This window comes from Aquirufa sp., from assembly GCF_964796385.1.
Genome location: NZ_CBAUBA010000002.1, coordinates 46,986 through 61,631, shown reverse-complemented (window position 1 = coordinate 61,631; position 14,646 = coordinate 46,986). Strand labels below are relative to the sequence as shown.

The 14,646-nt window shown below is 41.8% G+C and carries 14 protein-coding genes and 1 tRNA gene; 7 read left to right on the top strand and 8 right to left on the bottom strand.

Features of this window, described 5'->3' with window-relative positions; genetic code table 11:
* Window positions 1–10: 10 nt before the first annotated feature.
* The 3 genes from AC1W6K_RS01290 to AC1W6K_RS01280 all read right to left on the bottom strand — a co-directional run bounded on the left by AC1W6K_RS01290 (window position 11) and on the right by AC1W6K_RS01280 (window position 1,661).
* The gene (locus AC1W6K_RS01290) at window positions 11–757 is read right to left on the bottom strand and encodes an ATPase (protein WP_481946147.1); all 747 of its coding nucleotides are present in this window, start codon (window positions 755–757) and stop codon (window positions 11–13) included.
* Complete coding sequence (locus tag AC1W6K_RS01285) at window positions 747–989, bottom strand: hypothetical protein (protein ID WP_481946146.1); 243 nt, start codon at window positions 987–989, stop codon at window positions 747–749. Before AC1W6K_RS01285 ends, AC1W6K_RS01290 begins: the two co-directional genes overlap by 11 nt.
* A 150-nt stretch (window positions 990–1,139) precedes the next feature.
* Entirely contained in the window at window positions 1,140–1,661 is a 522-nt protein-coding gene (locus AC1W6K_RS01280) for a hypothetical protein (RefSeq protein WP_481946145.1), read from the bottom strand.
* Between the two features lie 289 nt (window positions 1,662–1,950).
* Between AC1W6K_RS01280 and AC1W6K_RS01275 the strand changes: the two genes are divergently transcribed.
* From AC1W6K_RS01275 to AC1W6K_RS01260, 4 genes are all read left to right on the top strand, one after another.
* Window positions 1,951–2,024 (top strand) — tRNA-Arg (locus AC1W6K_RS01275).
* A 332-nt stretch (window positions 2,025–2,356) separates the two neighbouring features.
* Window positions 2,357–3,568 (top strand): PQQ-dependent sugar dehydrogenase, encoded by a 1,212-nt coding sequence (locus tag AC1W6K_RS01270; protein WP_481946144.1) that lies wholly within the window; start codon window positions 2,357–2,359, stop codon window positions 3,566–3,568.
* Window positions 3,569–3,595: 27 nt separating this feature from the next.
* On the top strand, window positions 3,596–4,615 hold the full coding sequence (locus AC1W6K_RS01265) for a hypothetical protein (protein WP_481946143.1): 1,020 nt from the start codon (window positions 3,596–3,598) through the stop codon (window positions 4,613–4,615).
* Window position 4,616: 1 nt separating this feature from the next.
* Window positions 4,617–5,645 (top strand): alkane 1-monooxygenase, encoded by a 1,029-nt coding sequence (locus AC1W6K_RS01260; protein WP_481946142.1) that lies wholly within the window; start codon window positions 4,617–4,619, stop codon window positions 5,643–5,645.
* On the opposite strand, the gene AC1W6K_RS01255 is transcribed toward AC1W6K_RS01260, so the two are convergent.
* Entirely contained in the window at window positions 5,611–6,045 is a 435-nt protein-coding gene (locus AC1W6K_RS01255) for an Lcl C-terminal domain-containing protein (protein ID WP_481946141.1), read from the bottom strand. The two genes, AC1W6K_RS01260 and AC1W6K_RS01255, sit on opposite strands and share 35 nt — an antisense overlap.
* Before the next feature lie 149 nt (window positions 6,046–6,194).
* On the opposite strand from AC1W6K_RS01255, the gene AC1W6K_RS01250 reads away from it, so the two are divergent.
* Genes AC1W6K_RS01250 through AC1W6K_RS01240 form a run of 3 tightly spaced genes read left to right on the top strand, consistent with a single transcriptional unit; the run spans window position 6,195 to window position 11,552 of the window.
* Complete coding sequence (locus tag AC1W6K_RS01250; protein ID WP_481946140.1) at window positions 6,195–9,215, top strand: CDC27 family protein; 3,021 nt, start codon at window positions 6,195–6,197, stop codon at window positions 9,213–9,215.
* Entirely contained in the window at window positions 9,212–10,894 is a 1,683-nt protein-coding gene (locus AC1W6K_RS01245; protein WP_481946139.1) for a hypothetical protein, read from the top strand. The genes AC1W6K_RS01250 and AC1W6K_RS01245 overlap by 4 nt, the downstream gene beginning before the upstream one ends.
* Before the next feature lies 1 nt (window position 10,895).
* Window positions 10,896–11,552 (top strand): hypothetical protein, encoded by a 657-nt coding sequence (locus AC1W6K_RS01240; RefSeq protein WP_481946138.1) that lies wholly within the window; start codon window positions 10,896–10,898, stop codon window positions 11,550–11,552.
* A gap of 3 nt (window positions 11,553–11,555) precedes the next feature.
* Here the strand turns inward: AC1W6K_RS01240 and AC1W6K_RS01235 are convergent, their stop codons facing one another.
* The 4 genes from AC1W6K_RS01235 to rsmA all read right to left on the bottom strand — a co-directional run bounded on the left by AC1W6K_RS01235 (window position 11,556) and on the right by rsmA (window position 14,573).
* Window positions 11,556–11,882: a nucleotide pyrophosphohydrolase gene (locus AC1W6K_RS01235; protein ID WP_395786248.1), complete on the bottom strand. Its 327-nt coding sequence runs from the start codon at window positions 11,880–11,882 to the stop codon at window positions 11,556–11,558.
* Window positions 11,879–12,334, bottom strand: a complete 456-nt coding sequence (gene dtd, locus AC1W6K_RS01230; RefSeq protein ID WP_481946137.1) for a D-aminoacyl-tRNA deacylase — start codon at window positions 12,332–12,334, stop codon at window positions 11,879–11,881. The genes AC1W6K_RS01235 and dtd overlap by 4 nt, the downstream gene beginning before the upstream one ends.
* A 3-nt stretch (window positions 12,335–12,337) precedes the next feature.
* Window positions 12,338–13,714, bottom strand: a complete 1,377-nt coding sequence (gene mgtE, locus AC1W6K_RS01225) for a magnesium transporter (RefSeq protein WP_481722000.1) — start codon at window positions 13,712–13,714, stop codon at window positions 12,338–12,340.
* A gap of 76 nt (window positions 13,715–13,790) precedes the next feature.
* Window positions 13,791–14,573: a 16S rRNA (adenine(1518)-N(6)/adenine(1519)-N(6))-dimethyltransferase RsmA gene (gene rsmA, locus AC1W6K_RS01220; RefSeq protein WP_481721998.1), complete on the bottom strand. Its 783-nt coding sequence runs from the start codon at window positions 14,571–14,573 to the stop codon at window positions 13,791–13,793.
* Window positions 14,574–14,646 lie beyond the last annotated feature (73 nt).

Sequence of the window (14,646 nt, the reverse complement as noted above, 5' to 3'; positions counted from 1 at the left end):
ATCGGTAGTATTATTCATAATATGGTAAGACATATTGAATAAACCATTGGGGTAAATGATCTGTTTTTAATTCTAAATCTCCTTGATATAATTCGGCTATTAGCTGATATTCTTTACCTGAATTGTCAAACAAATAGGCACGAAAGCACAATGGCAAAACGAGGTGCAATAGTTCCAAACTTTTGGTATAGCGCTCGATAACCTTATCTTTTGGTACATCATGTTCTCCTAGAACAACTCGGTTGGATATCCTCAAGATATTTACTTCAGGTTTGTCAATACAAACAAAGTATAGATAAGGTGCATAACCTTTTTCTTTCATGTCAATTATTTCATCAACCTTTGAAGGGTGACTCATAACCGTTTCGAAACTGAACGATTTATTTTGTTCAACTAATAAATGGCGAATGAATGAAGCTACGAAAGAACCTTCGTAACTATGAGAACCAATGGAATTATCAATTAGGCAATTATTTTTGATAAGTAAGTCAATAATTTGACCTGCATTTTTTGCCTTAGCTATTAATGATTGAGAGATTGGCGATTTAATAAATTCATTTAGTGTGACCTGGGTAGCGGCAAGTCCAAGTAAGTTTAAATCAATTGAAGATGACTGATTTAATTTTAGCTCAATTTCGTCTGCATTGACAAAATAGCCGGTTTTATCTTTAATTTCTTGTTGAAATCCACGAAAAAGGCTGCTTTTTCCTGAACCATTTGGGCCGGCAAAGATCCGAACGCGCTTTTTATTTGACACGTAAAATCATTCCTTTTTTGAAGGAAATCTTTGTTGGCTTTGAATCTACAATATCAATTTGAATTTTTGAACCATCGGGTTGTTCTTGATAAACAACCCCTTTTTCGATGTAGGTAACAGCTAAATTCATCTCCTTAGAACGTCGGACTGCATTCTGGCCACTGATTTTCCCAACTCTTACTAATAGATTGGTTTGATCTGAGTCCTTTCTAAATACCTTGTTGCTCTTCATTGGACTAGTTTTAACTATTGAAATCAAATATAATACTTATAAGTTCAAATTAGATGCATTTCATTTCAATCAACTAGATTTTTTGAATGCTGCCAATTGGTTGAATTTAAAGGGTCAACCCTAGCGTTAGCTATCGTTGACCCTTGTTTATTAATGATAGATGATATCTATGCAATTATCAGCCGTTCGGTTGATGGTGGCGGAGATGGAATCTTTGTTTTTGGCATCCATGAATTTCTCGACCTCTTTGATGCAGCTGTAGGCAGAGCTTAATCCGCACACGTGGCATTTTCCATCGGGTACGGGGTCTGGTTCAGCGTCTGTCTGCATTCCACTTGATTTCTTTTCGACGATTCCAATGAGGATGGAGTTATGGAATTTATTGTTGGGATCTTTGTCGATGGTCAGTATCGCCTCATATTCTTGTTGGGGATTATTTTTTTTCAATAAATCCAATGTATGTACGGCGCCGTCGATTTGATCAATGAATCGCCTTTCGAGTGGCGTGGCATTCAGGTATTCTTCTTTGGTGACGGATTTAAATACGGAGGAGTTTTCCGGATAGCTGGTTTTGGTAGCTAATGTTTTATCCTTGGTACATGAGCTTAGCATGGCGGAAATGGTGATTGCGAAAAAGAAGATTTTCGCCACTTGGTGATGTTGATTTTTCATGTGAGTTGGGTTAGGTTATAATCGCCTAACCTAGGAGCAAATAATTGATATCCAACTCTAAAAACTGATAATGTGAACATGGCACGAAGGGAATCTGTGCTGGCCCAGGTAGTAGCTATATTTTTGCTAAAGTATTCCCTATGAGGAATATTTGGGTGGGGGAATGTGACCATTTGGGCGAAGTGAAGTGCTTCATTCCAAGGCGAGTAGTGATTATTTTAATTTTTTTCGAGGGAAGACTTTCCAAATTACCAAAGAAATTCTACCTTTGCAGTCCAAACAAGGGAATGGTTGCGTAGCTCAACTGGATAGAGCATCTCACTACGGATGAGAAGGTTTGGGGTTCGAATCCCTACGCGACCACTGGATTAAATTAAAAACCCTCCTAATGTGAATTAGGAGGGTTTTTTGATATTCGGCAAGTGGTCGATATTCAATGATTTGAGTTATTTTTTTACTAGCATACTTTATTGTGCGTCGAATCGAACCTTTATTCTACGCAGATTTGCGTCGAATAAGCTTATTAATCTACGCAAATGTGCGTCGAATAGGAAAATCCAAATCTTAATTCCCGCTTAATTGTATCCTCATTTGCTTTTTTAGCTCTTCAGCTTCTTGATAAAACAATTAACCCCACCACCCCCTAGCTCTTTTTCCAAAATTTCTTACCTTGTCGGAAATTTACCTATCGACCTATGAAACAATGGCTTACCCTAGGACTTTTAGCGCCCACACTTCTTTTTGCCCAAGACATCAAATTACCCATCGGATTTTCCATCTCGGAAATCGGTAAAGATCTAGGCGCCACGCGCCATATCACCGTTTCCAAACAAGGACATGTGTATGCCAAACTCTCCAAACTAAAAGAGGGGAACGGCATCGTTTTGTTAAAAGACAAAGATAAAGACGGGGTGTATGAAGATCAGAATTGGTTTGGCAATTATACGGGAACCGGGATTGGGATCGATGGGGAGTATTTTTATGCGGCGTCCAACAAAGGTGTGCATCGCTATGCGCTGAATGCCCAAGGTGAAATTGCCGACGTAAATGCCTACGAATCGATCGTGGATGGGTTGCCTGATCACGGACGCGATAACGCGAAACCTTTCGTTTTTGATAAAGACAAAAAACATATTTATGTGACCATCGGCTCCTGGAACGATCCATGCCGCGTGCCCGGAACCGGCAAAGGCATGAGCCCCTGCGCGATTCTGGATTCAGCAGGAGGGATTTGGCAGTTTGATGCCAATAAACTAAATCAAAAATTCCAAGATGGCGTTCGCTATGCAACCGGATTAAAGAATGCCGTAGGGATTACCTGGAACACGCAAACAAATTCGCTATTCGCCATGGCGCACGGACGTGGTCAATTCCACGATTTTTATCCCCAATATTATACGCCTCAAATGTCGCAGGAATTACCTGCTGAGGCCATGTACGAATTCAAAAAAGCGGGCGATGATGCCGGCTGGCCCTATATCTACTACGACCAAAAACAAAATAAAAAGATCGTTACCCCCGAATACGGCGGTGACGGAAAGAAAACGGGTGGCGAAACAGCCTTGGATCCAACCGTTACTTTCCCAGCCCACATGGGACCAAACGATTTGTTATTCTACACCGGAAATCAATTCCCCGCCAAATATAAAAATGGTGCGTTCATTGCCTTCCATGGTCAATCTGCTGAATTCAAAAAAGGCTATCTAGTTGGCTTTGTGCCCTTCAAAAACGGAAAGCCAAGCGGCAAATGGGAAATCTTTGCAGATAATTTTGCAGGAACGGATTTAGTGAAACCTACAGGCCCGATTCAGCACCGCCCGTGTGGTTTGGCGCAAGGCCCCGATGGTTCTTTATATGTTAGTGACGACTTAGGTGGAAGTATCTATCGCATCACTTATAAAAAATAATTGCATCTTTATTTAAATTTGATGCCTATGCGTACCCTAGTTTTTATTTTTATGCTGATTTTGCCGAGCAGCCTGCTCGCGCAAAAACGCTTTGTGCGTATTCAGCTACCCACCAATGAGCTTGTTGGGCAATTTGAGTCGGAAGATACAGACGTAATTCGGTTACTAGAATTGAACCTAGGCTCGATGCAAGTGCTTAAAAATCAAATTCAAACGCAATCAGAATTAGGAAATTCCATCCGGGTTGAAATTCAACTACATGATAATCGGAGCATAATCGCTGCGTTGCGTGATTTATCCACGAATCAAATACAGGTTCAAAATGAAGCTTTGGGGGATTTAACCATTCTCCGCTCAAATATTAAATCCCTCCGTTACTTGCCTGAGGTGGCCGGCGGACAGCGGGATATTCTTTTTGGAAATCCACATCCGACGCGATACTTTTTTGGTCCATCGGCTATCCCGCTACGCAAGGGAGAACGCTATTATCAAAACGCCTACATTTTAGCCAACAGCGTGCAATATGGCATAAGCGACCACTTTTCCATGGGTGGTGGCGCGGTGATTCCCTTTGCTTTTTTCATTACCCCCAAATGGGGATATCAAGTGGCTCCTAAATGGCACCTTGGTTATGGTATGCTGGCCGCAACTTCTTTCATAAAAGACTTTAATTTTGGGTTAGCGGTTGCCTACGGTTCCGCCACGTATGGAACGAGGGAACATAATGTGACTTTAAATGGTGGTTGGGGCGCTGTGAAACAACAAGATCCTAATTCGAGTTATGCGTGGCGTGGAGCGCGCCGACCGATGTTTACGATTTCAGGCATGACGCGCATTTCGAATCGCGTGATGCTCGTGACCGAGAATTGGTTGTTCTCCCTGCGCGAATATGATTTCCAAACTGAAACCTACTCCATGAAAAATCGGGGTGTATTGACGGGTGGTTTTCGTTTTATGGGGGAGAAAAATTCCTTTGATTTTGGCGTGTTAATTCCTGCTGGGGAAGCATTTGCCATACCTTATATAGATTACGTATTCAAATTTTAATATGAAAGCATTAAAATACATCGCTCCTTTTTGCATGTTCGCTTTTGCCTATTGGTCCTTTCATTCCACCGGGTTGGCTTGTTGGGCCGGCTTCTTATTTACTTTCGCCTTCGTCCCAGGCATCGAACTTGTCTTAAAACCAGACGCGCGCAATCTAGCCGCTGAGGAAGAGGCTTTAGCCAAAAAAGATAAGCTTTACGATTGGATTTTATATGTGGCTTTTGGTTTACAGTTTGTCACGTTGTATTTCTTTCTAGTTAGCATGACCGATGAGTTGGCCTGGTCAGATCGCCTAGGCCGAATCGCCATGATGGGCTTGATGGCCGGTATTTTTGGCATTAACCTCGCCCATGAATTAGGTCATAGGTCGAATAAAGCAGAGCAATTTATGGCCAAATGTTTATTGCTGACCAGTTTATACATGCACTTTTTTATCGAGCACAATAAAGGACATCACACGCACGTGAGCACGCCAGATGACCCAAGTTCGGCCAAATACAAGCAATCCGTTTTCGCGTTTTGGTTACAAACCTTTCCGGGAACTTTGCGGAGTGCGTGGCGGATTGATGCCCAACAAACCAGTTTGTTCATTGGCATCCAAATCCTGTTTTTAGCCCTAATCGGCTGGTTTTTCGGGACCCTGGTGATGGGTTCATTTATGGCAGCCGCGCTGATTGGTTCCATCCAATTGGAAACAGTTAATTACATTGAGCATTATGGGTTGGCGCGTGATCGCGTGGAGTCTGGCCGGTACGAACGAGTGAAGCCACACCATTCTTGGAATAGCAATCACATCATGGGACGTTTGTTGTTGTTTGAGTTAAGCCGACACAGCGACCATCATTTCCAAGCATCGCGTAAATATCAGGTATTGCGTCATCATGACGATACCCCTCAAATGCCTACGGGATATCCGGGAATGATTTTATTGGCCCTCGTTCCACCGATCTGGTTTTGGGTGATGGATGTGCAAATGAAACGTTTTGGGGTCTTGCCTAAAACGAGCGAACCGCTTTCACCAAGCATTTAAAATCCTTGAAATAGGGAGATTGCAAACCTGTTTGCAGGTTGTGCGTGTAGGCGTTGTCTTTGTCCACTTCCGAAGAAGTCCAATACCAGGCGGATTGAAAAATACTTCCACCGCCGATTTTCTTGTGGTTTAATTTGGGATGTATCAAATCGAACTCCTCCTTGGTAGGCAAACGCCAATCATCAAATCCATTTTGAGTCAAATCCTCACATGCTTTTTGCGCTTGTTTAAAATCTAGTTTCCCAATATTTTCAACGGTCGCAATTAATCCATGTCCATTTTTTTCGAAGATGACATAGCCGCCATATTTGATCGGCGGAATTCGTTTGTTGGTGCTGCGGTCTGCTTCTTGGCCAAAGGCCGGCGAAATGATGAGTAAGCAAAGTATAATTCGAAGCATGTGGTTGATGATTACGTAATTTGGTGTTTCAAAATTAGAGAAAATAGTGTCATAAGGAAATAATATTGTTGATTATCCGTTTTAACCTCAAATCAATATTGAAATTAAATTGTATTTTGCATCTTTATTTATCACTCCTGATTCTTTGAATGAAAAAACGTTTTTCCGCCTTTGGTATTTCATTCCTTTTCATGTTTTTTTCGGCGTGGGTGAGTGTGGGCCAACAAACCACTTTGCTTACTGATCCAGCCAAAACATTTCGTCAAGCTAATCTCTTTTTTCAGTCCAAAAACTTCATCGCTGCGCGGGAAGAATTCATTCAATATGTAAGCTATTTGCAGCAACAACCCCGTGAGTCTACGGCGGAAAAAACACAGGTGGAATATTACATCGCCATGTGTTCGATTTACACCATGCGTCCCGAGGCGGAAATGCAAGCCATTCGCTTTGTTTCGGAACACCCAGAAAGTCCATTTGCTGCCCTACTCAAACGTGAAATGGGGGAGTTTTACTATGAAACAGGTGATTGGATCCGCGCTATTCGTTACTTGAGCCAAGCTGCTCAAACCAATTTGGAGTATGCTTATTTCATGGCAATTTCAAATTATCAATTGGGCCATTACCCTGAGGCATTAGCCATTTTCAATAATTTAAAGAATGAGACTGAAGTGGAATATGCATTACCAGCTGCTTATTATGCGGGTGTTATGCATTTTAAACAGGGGGAATATGAAGAAGCGGTTTCCGACTTTAAGATTGCTGCCACAGACCCAGCCTATACAGCTGAAGTTCCTCAATGGATATGTTCGGCATTGGTTAAATTAGGTAAATTTCAAGATTTGGAAATATACGCGGAGCCTATATTAGCAGACACAACCGGGAAATATCAAAAAAAGGAAATTGCATTTATTTTGGCTGAGAAGCAGTTTCAGCAAGGTGATTTTGTTAAGTCAGCAAAGAATTTCGAGATTCTTTACAATCATGCGCCTGACCTATTTACGCGGAGACGTAATTTCAAATGGGCATTCGCATTGTATCAGTCAAAACAAGATGACAAATCGCTGGAAATTTTAACGAAAATAGCTTCACCTTCTGATTCGCTTGGACAGGAAATAGTACAATTGACTGCAGATATTTATCAGAGGCAAGGAAAAATTGATGAACGATTAGCTTTGTTAGTCGAGATTGCGCGAATGAATTATAATCCTGTGCTGCAGGAGAATGCATTTATTGCCCGTTGGGAAATTCTTAAATCTCAAAAAGACTGGCCGTTTATCATTCAAGAGGTCAAAAAATCACAGACATCTGATACGAATCCAGTGCATGCGGAATTGTTCGTTGACCTAGCCCTTTTCGCGATTCAGCAGACACAAGATTTGTCGGCCTTATCCCACTTTATGCTCCATTCACCCGCCGGAAAAGCCAAATTCCAAGCCTTATATCAATTGATGATGTATGAAAAGGGTGCTCAATATTACGCGGCAAATGATCAAAAGCGGGCGATTACCTTCTTGAAGCGTTCCTTGGAATATCCGTTAAATCAAGAAATGGCGTGGAATGCGCGCTATGCCCAAGCGGAAATCTTAGCGAGAAATAATAAGAATTCGGATGCGATTAAGCTGTATATGCCTTTGTTGGAGGAAACAAGTAAGCCAACTGGTTCACCGGAATTAAGCCAACGGATTCGCCTAAGTTTGGCGCAGTCCTTCACCTACATCACGATGTATGATCGGGCGCAAAACTATTTTGAGGATTATTTATCCAATAAATTACAAGTTTCAAAAACGGTGGATGATTTTAGAAATGCAGGTGAAACGGCTATTGCTAATGGAAAGATTAATTTAGGATTATCTTATTTTGATCAAGGTATAGCACTAGGTCAAACCGGTATAAGTTCTTTATTAGAGCGAAAAGCTGCGGTGTTAATGAATGAGCGAAGATTTGAAGAAGCACATTTTGTTTATAAAAAATTAAGCCAAGTAAGCACAAATGGCATTAAGCATGATGAGGCATTATTTTTGGCAAATTTGGCTCGTTTTAAATCTCAAAATAAACTAGTTTTTGCGGAATTAATTTCTTCTTTAAGTGCATTTATACAACAAACCACGCTTGGAAATTCTTATTTAAGTTCTTCCTTATTGTTACGTGGGGAAACGTATGAAGCTACGAATCAATGGATTTTGGCATTAGCTGATTACCAGCGATTAGTTCGTGAATTCACAAAAGACTCTACCTCTAAGGAGGCATTAATTGGGGCTAGTGAAATATTAAAGCGTGAAGGTCGAAGCGAAGAAATATTTGAATTACGTCAGATTTATTCCTCAGTAAACGGCGAGGAAAAGGGGGATGATGAAGAGCTTTTTGATTTGTGTCAGTCTATTTTTAACTCAGGAAAATACCGTATAGCTGTTCCAGAGCTTGCTAAATTTGTTTCTAAATACCCGAATTACGCCCAAATAGGCGAAGTTTATTGGATGCTTGGGTTTGGTACTTTTCAAACGAAAGACTGGAGGAATTCAGCGACCTACTTGAAACGAGTTGTTAATTTGAATAATCAAACTTCGAAAAAATCAGAAGCCTTATGGTTGCTTGCTTCCATTGAATTGGAACAAAAAAATACCGTAAATGCGGCTGCTTTTCTTACTGATTTAGTAGTAGATAAGTCAGGGAATGAAGCGTTTAAATTTAAAGCTAGACCTGTATTAGTTGATATATATAAGGCCTCGGATCAATTAAATAATCTTGAGTCTATGATGGACTTAGATTTTGATTTAGAGCAAAAATCTCAATTGCATTTCACTATCGCGCAAGCTTGGTTGATTAAGCAAAACAAGGCAGATGCTGAACGTCATTTCATGAAGGTTGTTCAAATAGATAGTATGGATTTAGGAGCGCAGGCACTTATCGAGGTGGCTTTAATTCATTCACAATCAGGTGATTATAAAGGTTCTACGGATTTAATCAAAGCATATTTTAGCCAAGAGGGCGCACGCTATTATGAAGTAGCAGATGCCTGGGTAGGGAAGGCTTATTTATTGATGGCCGATAATTTCATTGCGTTGAAAAATGGCCGACAAGCCAAAGTCATTTTAGATAGTATTTTGTCCAGTATGCGTGATGAAAGCATTCTGCTTCAGGCAAAGAAAAAATTAGAAGAATTAAGTAAATGAGGGGTATAACGACTATTCTTTTTGTCCTTGCTGCGAGCGTAATTAGCTCGAATATTTCCGCACAGGAAATTGACAAAACGGTGATTATAGTTCCAGGTGGCGCGAAGTCCCTTTGGCAACTGAAGGTATCCGAACGTCAATACCTGCCATTAAAGTCCTTTAAGATGCCTTTAAGCATCAAGGAAATGAAGCAGCAAGCGACAAGTCTCACGTGGCCAAGCGATTCTTTGCCAAATATCCAAGCGCCACCCGCGCAGGACATGCGTTCCCGCGATACAGCCAAAGTGGCTTTTGGTGAGAAATATGATAACGTCTTGCAGCTCGGGGTGGGCAATTATGGACATACCTTGTTGAACTTTAATGCGAGCCATTCACCACAAGAAAATAAGTTTATTGGTTTTTATTTGAACCATGACGCGAATGCGCAAGGACCGGTCCAATCCACCTATTCTGCCCGTAGTGAAAATCAAGCCCGTTTGGTTAGCAGATATTTAGGTGCTGTGAATTTCTGGGAAGGGAGTCTATCTGCAAGCCGACAAGTCAACCACGCCTATGGCTTGCCTGAAATACCTAGTTTTGTCAAAGCTGCGGATATTCGTTTGAATTATTCGTATTTCAATGTGTTGGGCAAGGTGTTGAGTGCGCGTAAAAATGCCCATTCAGATTATAAATTGACCTTAGATGCGGGCTTGTTGCAGAACCCAGGTGGATTGTCGGAATTAATCGCGAAGTCTCATTTATTCTATTCCAAAGATTTATCGGAGAAGGTCAAAGCCCGTTTAGACGCTGATTACATCCATGGAGAGTATGTTTCGGCGTTGGGGAATAAGCCTTTATTGCGTTCGTTTTATCGTGTTAATCCAAGCATTGCGTATGCCAGTTCACGTATTCGGGTCAATGCGGGGATTCTAGTGGCGACGGAGCAGGAGGGTAAAGATGCAGTTGCGAAGACGAGTATTTTTCCACAGTTTGAGATGGATTTTGGTGTGTCTGATTTCATTCATTTGTTTGGTGGAATCGGTGGCGATGTACAATTCAATACGCTTAAATCATTTTTGGCTGAAAATCCATGGATGGCCATTCCAACGAGCTTTACCAATACCAGTCAGGTAGGTAATCTTTACGGGGGAATTAAAGGGTTAGGTAACAAAAATGTTGATTTTGAAATCAAGTATAATTATGCGGAGTATGCTGATTTGCCTACGTTCATCAATAGCCCTTCAGATGCCTCTCGTTTTCAAATTTTGTACATCGGTGGAATTCAAAAAATTCAAGTCGCTAATATCATTGGTCAAGTGAACGTCCATGTTTCGAATGCGTTTACCTCCAGTTTAAAAGTGGATCATGTGACCTATTCCTTGTTGAACACCGTTTTCCAAGCCTCCCACAAACCTGGGTTGACAATGAGCTGGACGAATACCTGGAAGCTATCGAATAAGGTGTTTATTTCACCGGATGTATATTGGATTAAGGATTTATTTGCCCTAAATCCTGCGCAAAGTCAGTTGATACAGTTAGAAGATATTGTAGATTTGAACTTTAAAATTAATTATTTCGTGAAGCGGAATGTTAATTTAGGTCTTTCAGGGAATAACTTGTTGGGCAAAACGTACCAAAGGTTCAATCAGTATCAAAATCAGGGACGTCAAGTTAATTTGACCCTGGCTTATTCGTTCTAGTATGAAAAAATTAGGTTTACTATTCCTTTTTGCAACGGTTTTCGCTTGCACATCTCCCCAAACAGAAGTTCCTACTCAATCACTCAATGAAGTATTGGCTTGTGCTAATTTAGTCGGCCTACAAACCAAATACGGAAAAGAAAATGTCGTGGCAGACACAAGCTGGGTCATCGGAGCGGATACCTTGCAAGGGTCCATGATTTTCCCTCGAACGTCCAAGCAAGTCAATGTATATTATCATTCGGGTGAGATTGTCGACGTAACCATTCAAGGAAAATCATCTGCTTGGAAGACAGATTCTGGGCTTTACTTGGGACTTCCTTTGCAAGATGTCCAACAACTCAATGCTAAAAACTTTACACTGTCAGGCTTCAATTGGGCGCATGGTGGTGAAGTGGTTTCTTGGGAAGGCGGTAAATTAGCCGGAATACATTTAGCGACTTTTAGTAATGCAGGCAATCAGCACGCGGGCTTGTCGGCCGCGGAATATACCCAAATATCGGGTCAAACGGAGTTCGATGTGCGCCACGTGGCCATTCAAAAACTGAATCCGAGTCTAGATATGATTTCGTTGATTAAGCCATTTACCCCCAATCAAGAGGAAGGTAAATCGATCAGTAAACGTATCTCAGCCAACCAAATTCTGCCAGCGAAATAAAGATTATTTGAGTTTGGGATTGTTGTGGTGACGCTCTGCGTCACGGATCGATTTCTTTTGCATGTTTTTTTCCAGCGCTTCTGTGAGGTTAACGCCCGTTTGATTGGCTAAACAAATCAACACAAACAGTACATCCGCCATTTCATCTCCCAGGTCTTTTTGCTTGTCGGACTCCTTTTCAGATTGTTCGCCGTACCGACGGGCAATAATGCGCGCTACTTCGCCTACTTCTTCAGTTAGCATAGCCATGTTGGTCAGTTCGCTAAAGTACCGAACGCCTACGGTTTGAATCCAAGTATCTACTTGTTTTTGGGCTTCTTCTAAGGTCATATTGCTGGGTTTTTTGAATCGATGATGATGGTCACTGGTCCATCGTTGCATAAACTTACTTGCATGTCGGCACCAAAAACGCCCGTTTGAATCGGTCCACCCATCGCCTGGGCAAGTTGGTGAATCATTTGTTCATACAAGGGAATCGCTTGTTCCGGTCGGGCCGCCGCTAAGTAGCTCGGCCGATTTCCCTTCCGGGTATCTGCATATAAGGTAAATTGGCTAACCAATAAAATTTCCCCATTCACCTGCGAAAGTGCCAAATTCATTTTGCCTTCCGCATCGGAAAATATGCGTAATCCATGGATTTTTCCAGCCAAATAGCTGACATCCGCCGGCGTATCATCTACATGAATGCCGAGTAGAATTACGAATCCTTTACCGATAGAGGCATGTAATTTTTCTTCTATGTGAAGCTGGGCTGAACTCGCGCGCTGTATCACGGCTATCATCGACTACAACAAGAAATAAACGATGAGGAAATACACACCATAGCCCAAAATATCATTGGTCGTTGTAATAAACGGACCCGATGCAATGGCTGGATTAATTTTGAGTTGGTTTAACACCAAAGGCGTAATGGTTCCCATAAGCGAGGCCAACATAACCACGGCGAAAAGGGAAAGTGAAACGGTAACTGCCAACATGGATTCGCCGTTGACAACCAAAATAGAACATCCAAAAGCAAATATTGCGGCAATGGTTGCATTGATTATAGCCACGATAAATACCTTTTGAAGACGTTTCCAAAGTGTCGTATCTAAACCGCTTTTATCTGCTAATGATTGTACAATGAGCGAAGAGGACTGAATCCCCACGTTTCCGCCCGTTGACCCGATCAACGGAATAAACGCTGAAATGGCGGGTAACAAGGCAATTGTATCATCGAAGCGATCAATGATTTTGGCAGCTAAAAAACTACCCACCATACCACCGATTAACCACGGTAAACGCGAACGTACTAAAAGCCATACAGAGTCATCTTCCTCTACGTCTTCCGAGATACCGGCCATGACCTGAATATCTTCTTGCGCAGATTCCGTAATGAAATCGACCACGTCATCGATGGTGATTCGGCCCAACAATCGGCCTTGAATATTCACGACTGGAATGGCTTCCAGGTCATATTTTTGCATTAAATCGGCTACTTCTTCGCCTGTGCTGTAGGTCTGAACAGAGACAATTTCATCGTCTTCGTAGACATCTTGAATCTTAGATCCGCGTTTGGCTAAAATGATTTTTTTCAACGAAACTGTTCCTAAAAGCAATCCGTCATCGTCTACGACATAGACGGAATACACTTTCTCTACATCCTCGGCTTGTCGGCGAATCTCCTCCACACATTCCGTTACGGTCTGTGTGACATTAATTTTAATTAACTCCTTCTGCATCAAACCGCCTGCACAATCTTCATCGTAATGCATGAGGTCAATAATGAAACGCGCTTGTTCGCGGTCCTTCAATAGGGCGATGACTTCTTCGCGAATGCGGACAGGTTGTTCGTTCAGAATATCTACGGCATCATCTGAATCGACGATGTTAATGTATTCCGAAATTTCTTTGGAGGTAAAGTTCTTTAGGAACTTTTTGCGGTCATCACTGTCGAGTGTCGAAATGATTTCAGCGGCAATTTTGGTGTCTAATAATTGGACAATGTATTTAGCTTCTACTCCTGTTAATTCATATAAAATATGGGTAATATCAGCAGGGAAAAGGTCTTCGATTTTGGCAATAATCTCTTCGTTCGCTTGGGCTGAAATCAGCTGGCGAATATCTTCTAAAAACTCTTTGGTGAGTTCGAACGGAAGGTGTTGTACGTTGATTTCTTCCATGAGATTCGATTTTGAAAAGATTGAAGGCGCAAGTACGGAAATTTTGACGGAAAACGTATGTCTCTAAACCGTTAAATTATGCGCCTGGGTAACCTTGTGCTTCCCACAAATGGGTTAATTCCACAAATTCGGGGACGCCTAATTGCTCGGCGCGCTTGGTTAACAACGGGTGATCTGGCAATTGCATGGCGCGTAGCGCGTTGCGTAAGGTTTTGCGCCGCTGGTTGAATGCCATCTTCACGACAATCTTGAATTTTGCTGGGTCGCAAGCTAATTTTTTGTCCCAATTGCGGCGAATGCGAATGACGCCTGAGTTTACTTTGGGTGGGGGCGTGAATACTTCGGGGCCTAAACTAAATAGGTATTCCACATCATAATAGGCTTGTAATAAAACACTTAAGATACCATAATCTTTGTTGCCAGGATTGGCAGCTAGTCGCATCGCTACTTCTTTTTGCAGCATACCCACGACTTCGATGCATTGATCTTTGTATTCCAAGACGCGGAAAAAAATCTGAGTTGATATGAAATAGGGGAAGTTACCTACGATGGCAAATTTTTCTTCACCAAATATATTCTCCAAAGGGTAGCGTAAAAAGTCGCCATCAATTAGCCGTGGACCTGTAAATTCTAAATAGTTTTTCCGTAGGTAGTCGACAGACTCTTTGTCGATTTCAATTAAGGACGTTTCGTAGGCTTCTTTTTTAACGAGAAATTGGGTGAGAACCCCCATCCCTGGGCCGATTTCCAAGACTTTTTGGTATTCACCTTGTGGTTGCAAACCATCCACAATACGCTCGGCGGCATCTAAATCATTTAAAAAGTGTTGGCCTAAACTCTTTTTTGCTCTTACTTGCACGTGTTCTTGGGGCTAAAGGGTACGCGAAATTACGCCCTTTTTTGTACATTTAAGCAAAAAAAGGGATTAATGC

What these genes read in the sequence shown, in the direction of transcription:
- AC1W6K_RS01285 (WP_481946146.1), bottom strand. Translation starts at nt 989, where the DNA reads ATGAAGAGCAACAAGGTATTTAGAAAGGACTCAGATCAAACCAATCTA.
- AC1W6K_RS01280 (WP_481946145.1), bottom strand. Translation starts at nt 1,661, where the DNA reads ATGAAAAATCAACATCACCAAGTGGCGAAAATCTTCTTTTTCGCAATC.
- AC1W6K_RS01270 (WP_481946144.1), top strand. Translation starts at nt 2,357, where the DNA reads ATGAAACAATGGCTTACCCTAGGACTTTTAGCGCCCACACTTCTTTTT.
- AC1W6K_RS01265 (WP_481946143.1), top strand. Translation starts at nt 3,596, where the DNA reads ATGCGTACCCTAGTTTTTATTTTTATGCTGATTTTGCCGAGCAGCCTG.
- AC1W6K_RS01260 (WP_481946142.1), top strand. Translation starts at nt 4,617, where the DNA reads ATGAAAGCATTAAAATACATCGCTCCTTTTTGCATGTTCGCTTTTGCC.
- AC1W6K_RS01255 (WP_481946141.1), bottom strand. Translation starts at nt 6,045, where the DNA reads ATGCTTCGAATTATACTTTGCTTACTCATCATTTCGCCGGCCTTTGGC.
- AC1W6K_RS01250 (WP_481946140.1), top strand. Translation starts at nt 6,195, where the DNA reads ATGAAAAAACGTTTTTCCGCCTTTGGTATTTCATTCCTTTTCATGTTT.
- AC1W6K_RS01245 (WP_481946139.1), top strand. Translation starts at nt 9,212, where the DNA reads ATGAGGGGTATAACGACTATTCTTTTTGTCCTTGCTGCGAGCGTAATT.
- AC1W6K_RS01240 (WP_481946138.1), top strand. Translation starts at nt 10,896, where the DNA reads ATGAAAAAATTAGGTTTACTATTCCTTTTTGCAACGGTTTTCGCTTGC.
- AC1W6K_RS01235 (WP_395786248.1), bottom strand. Translation starts at nt 11,882, where the DNA reads ATGACCTTAGAAGAAGCCCAAAAACAAGTAGATACTTGGATTCAAACC.
- dtd (WP_481946137.1), bottom strand. Translation starts at nt 12,334, where the DNA reads ATGATAGCCGTGATACAGCGCGCGAGTTCAGCCCAGCTTCACATAGAA.
- mgtE (WP_481722000.1), bottom strand. Translation starts at nt 13,714, where the DNA reads ATGGAAGAAATCAACGTACAACACCTTCCGTTCGAACTCACCAAAGAG.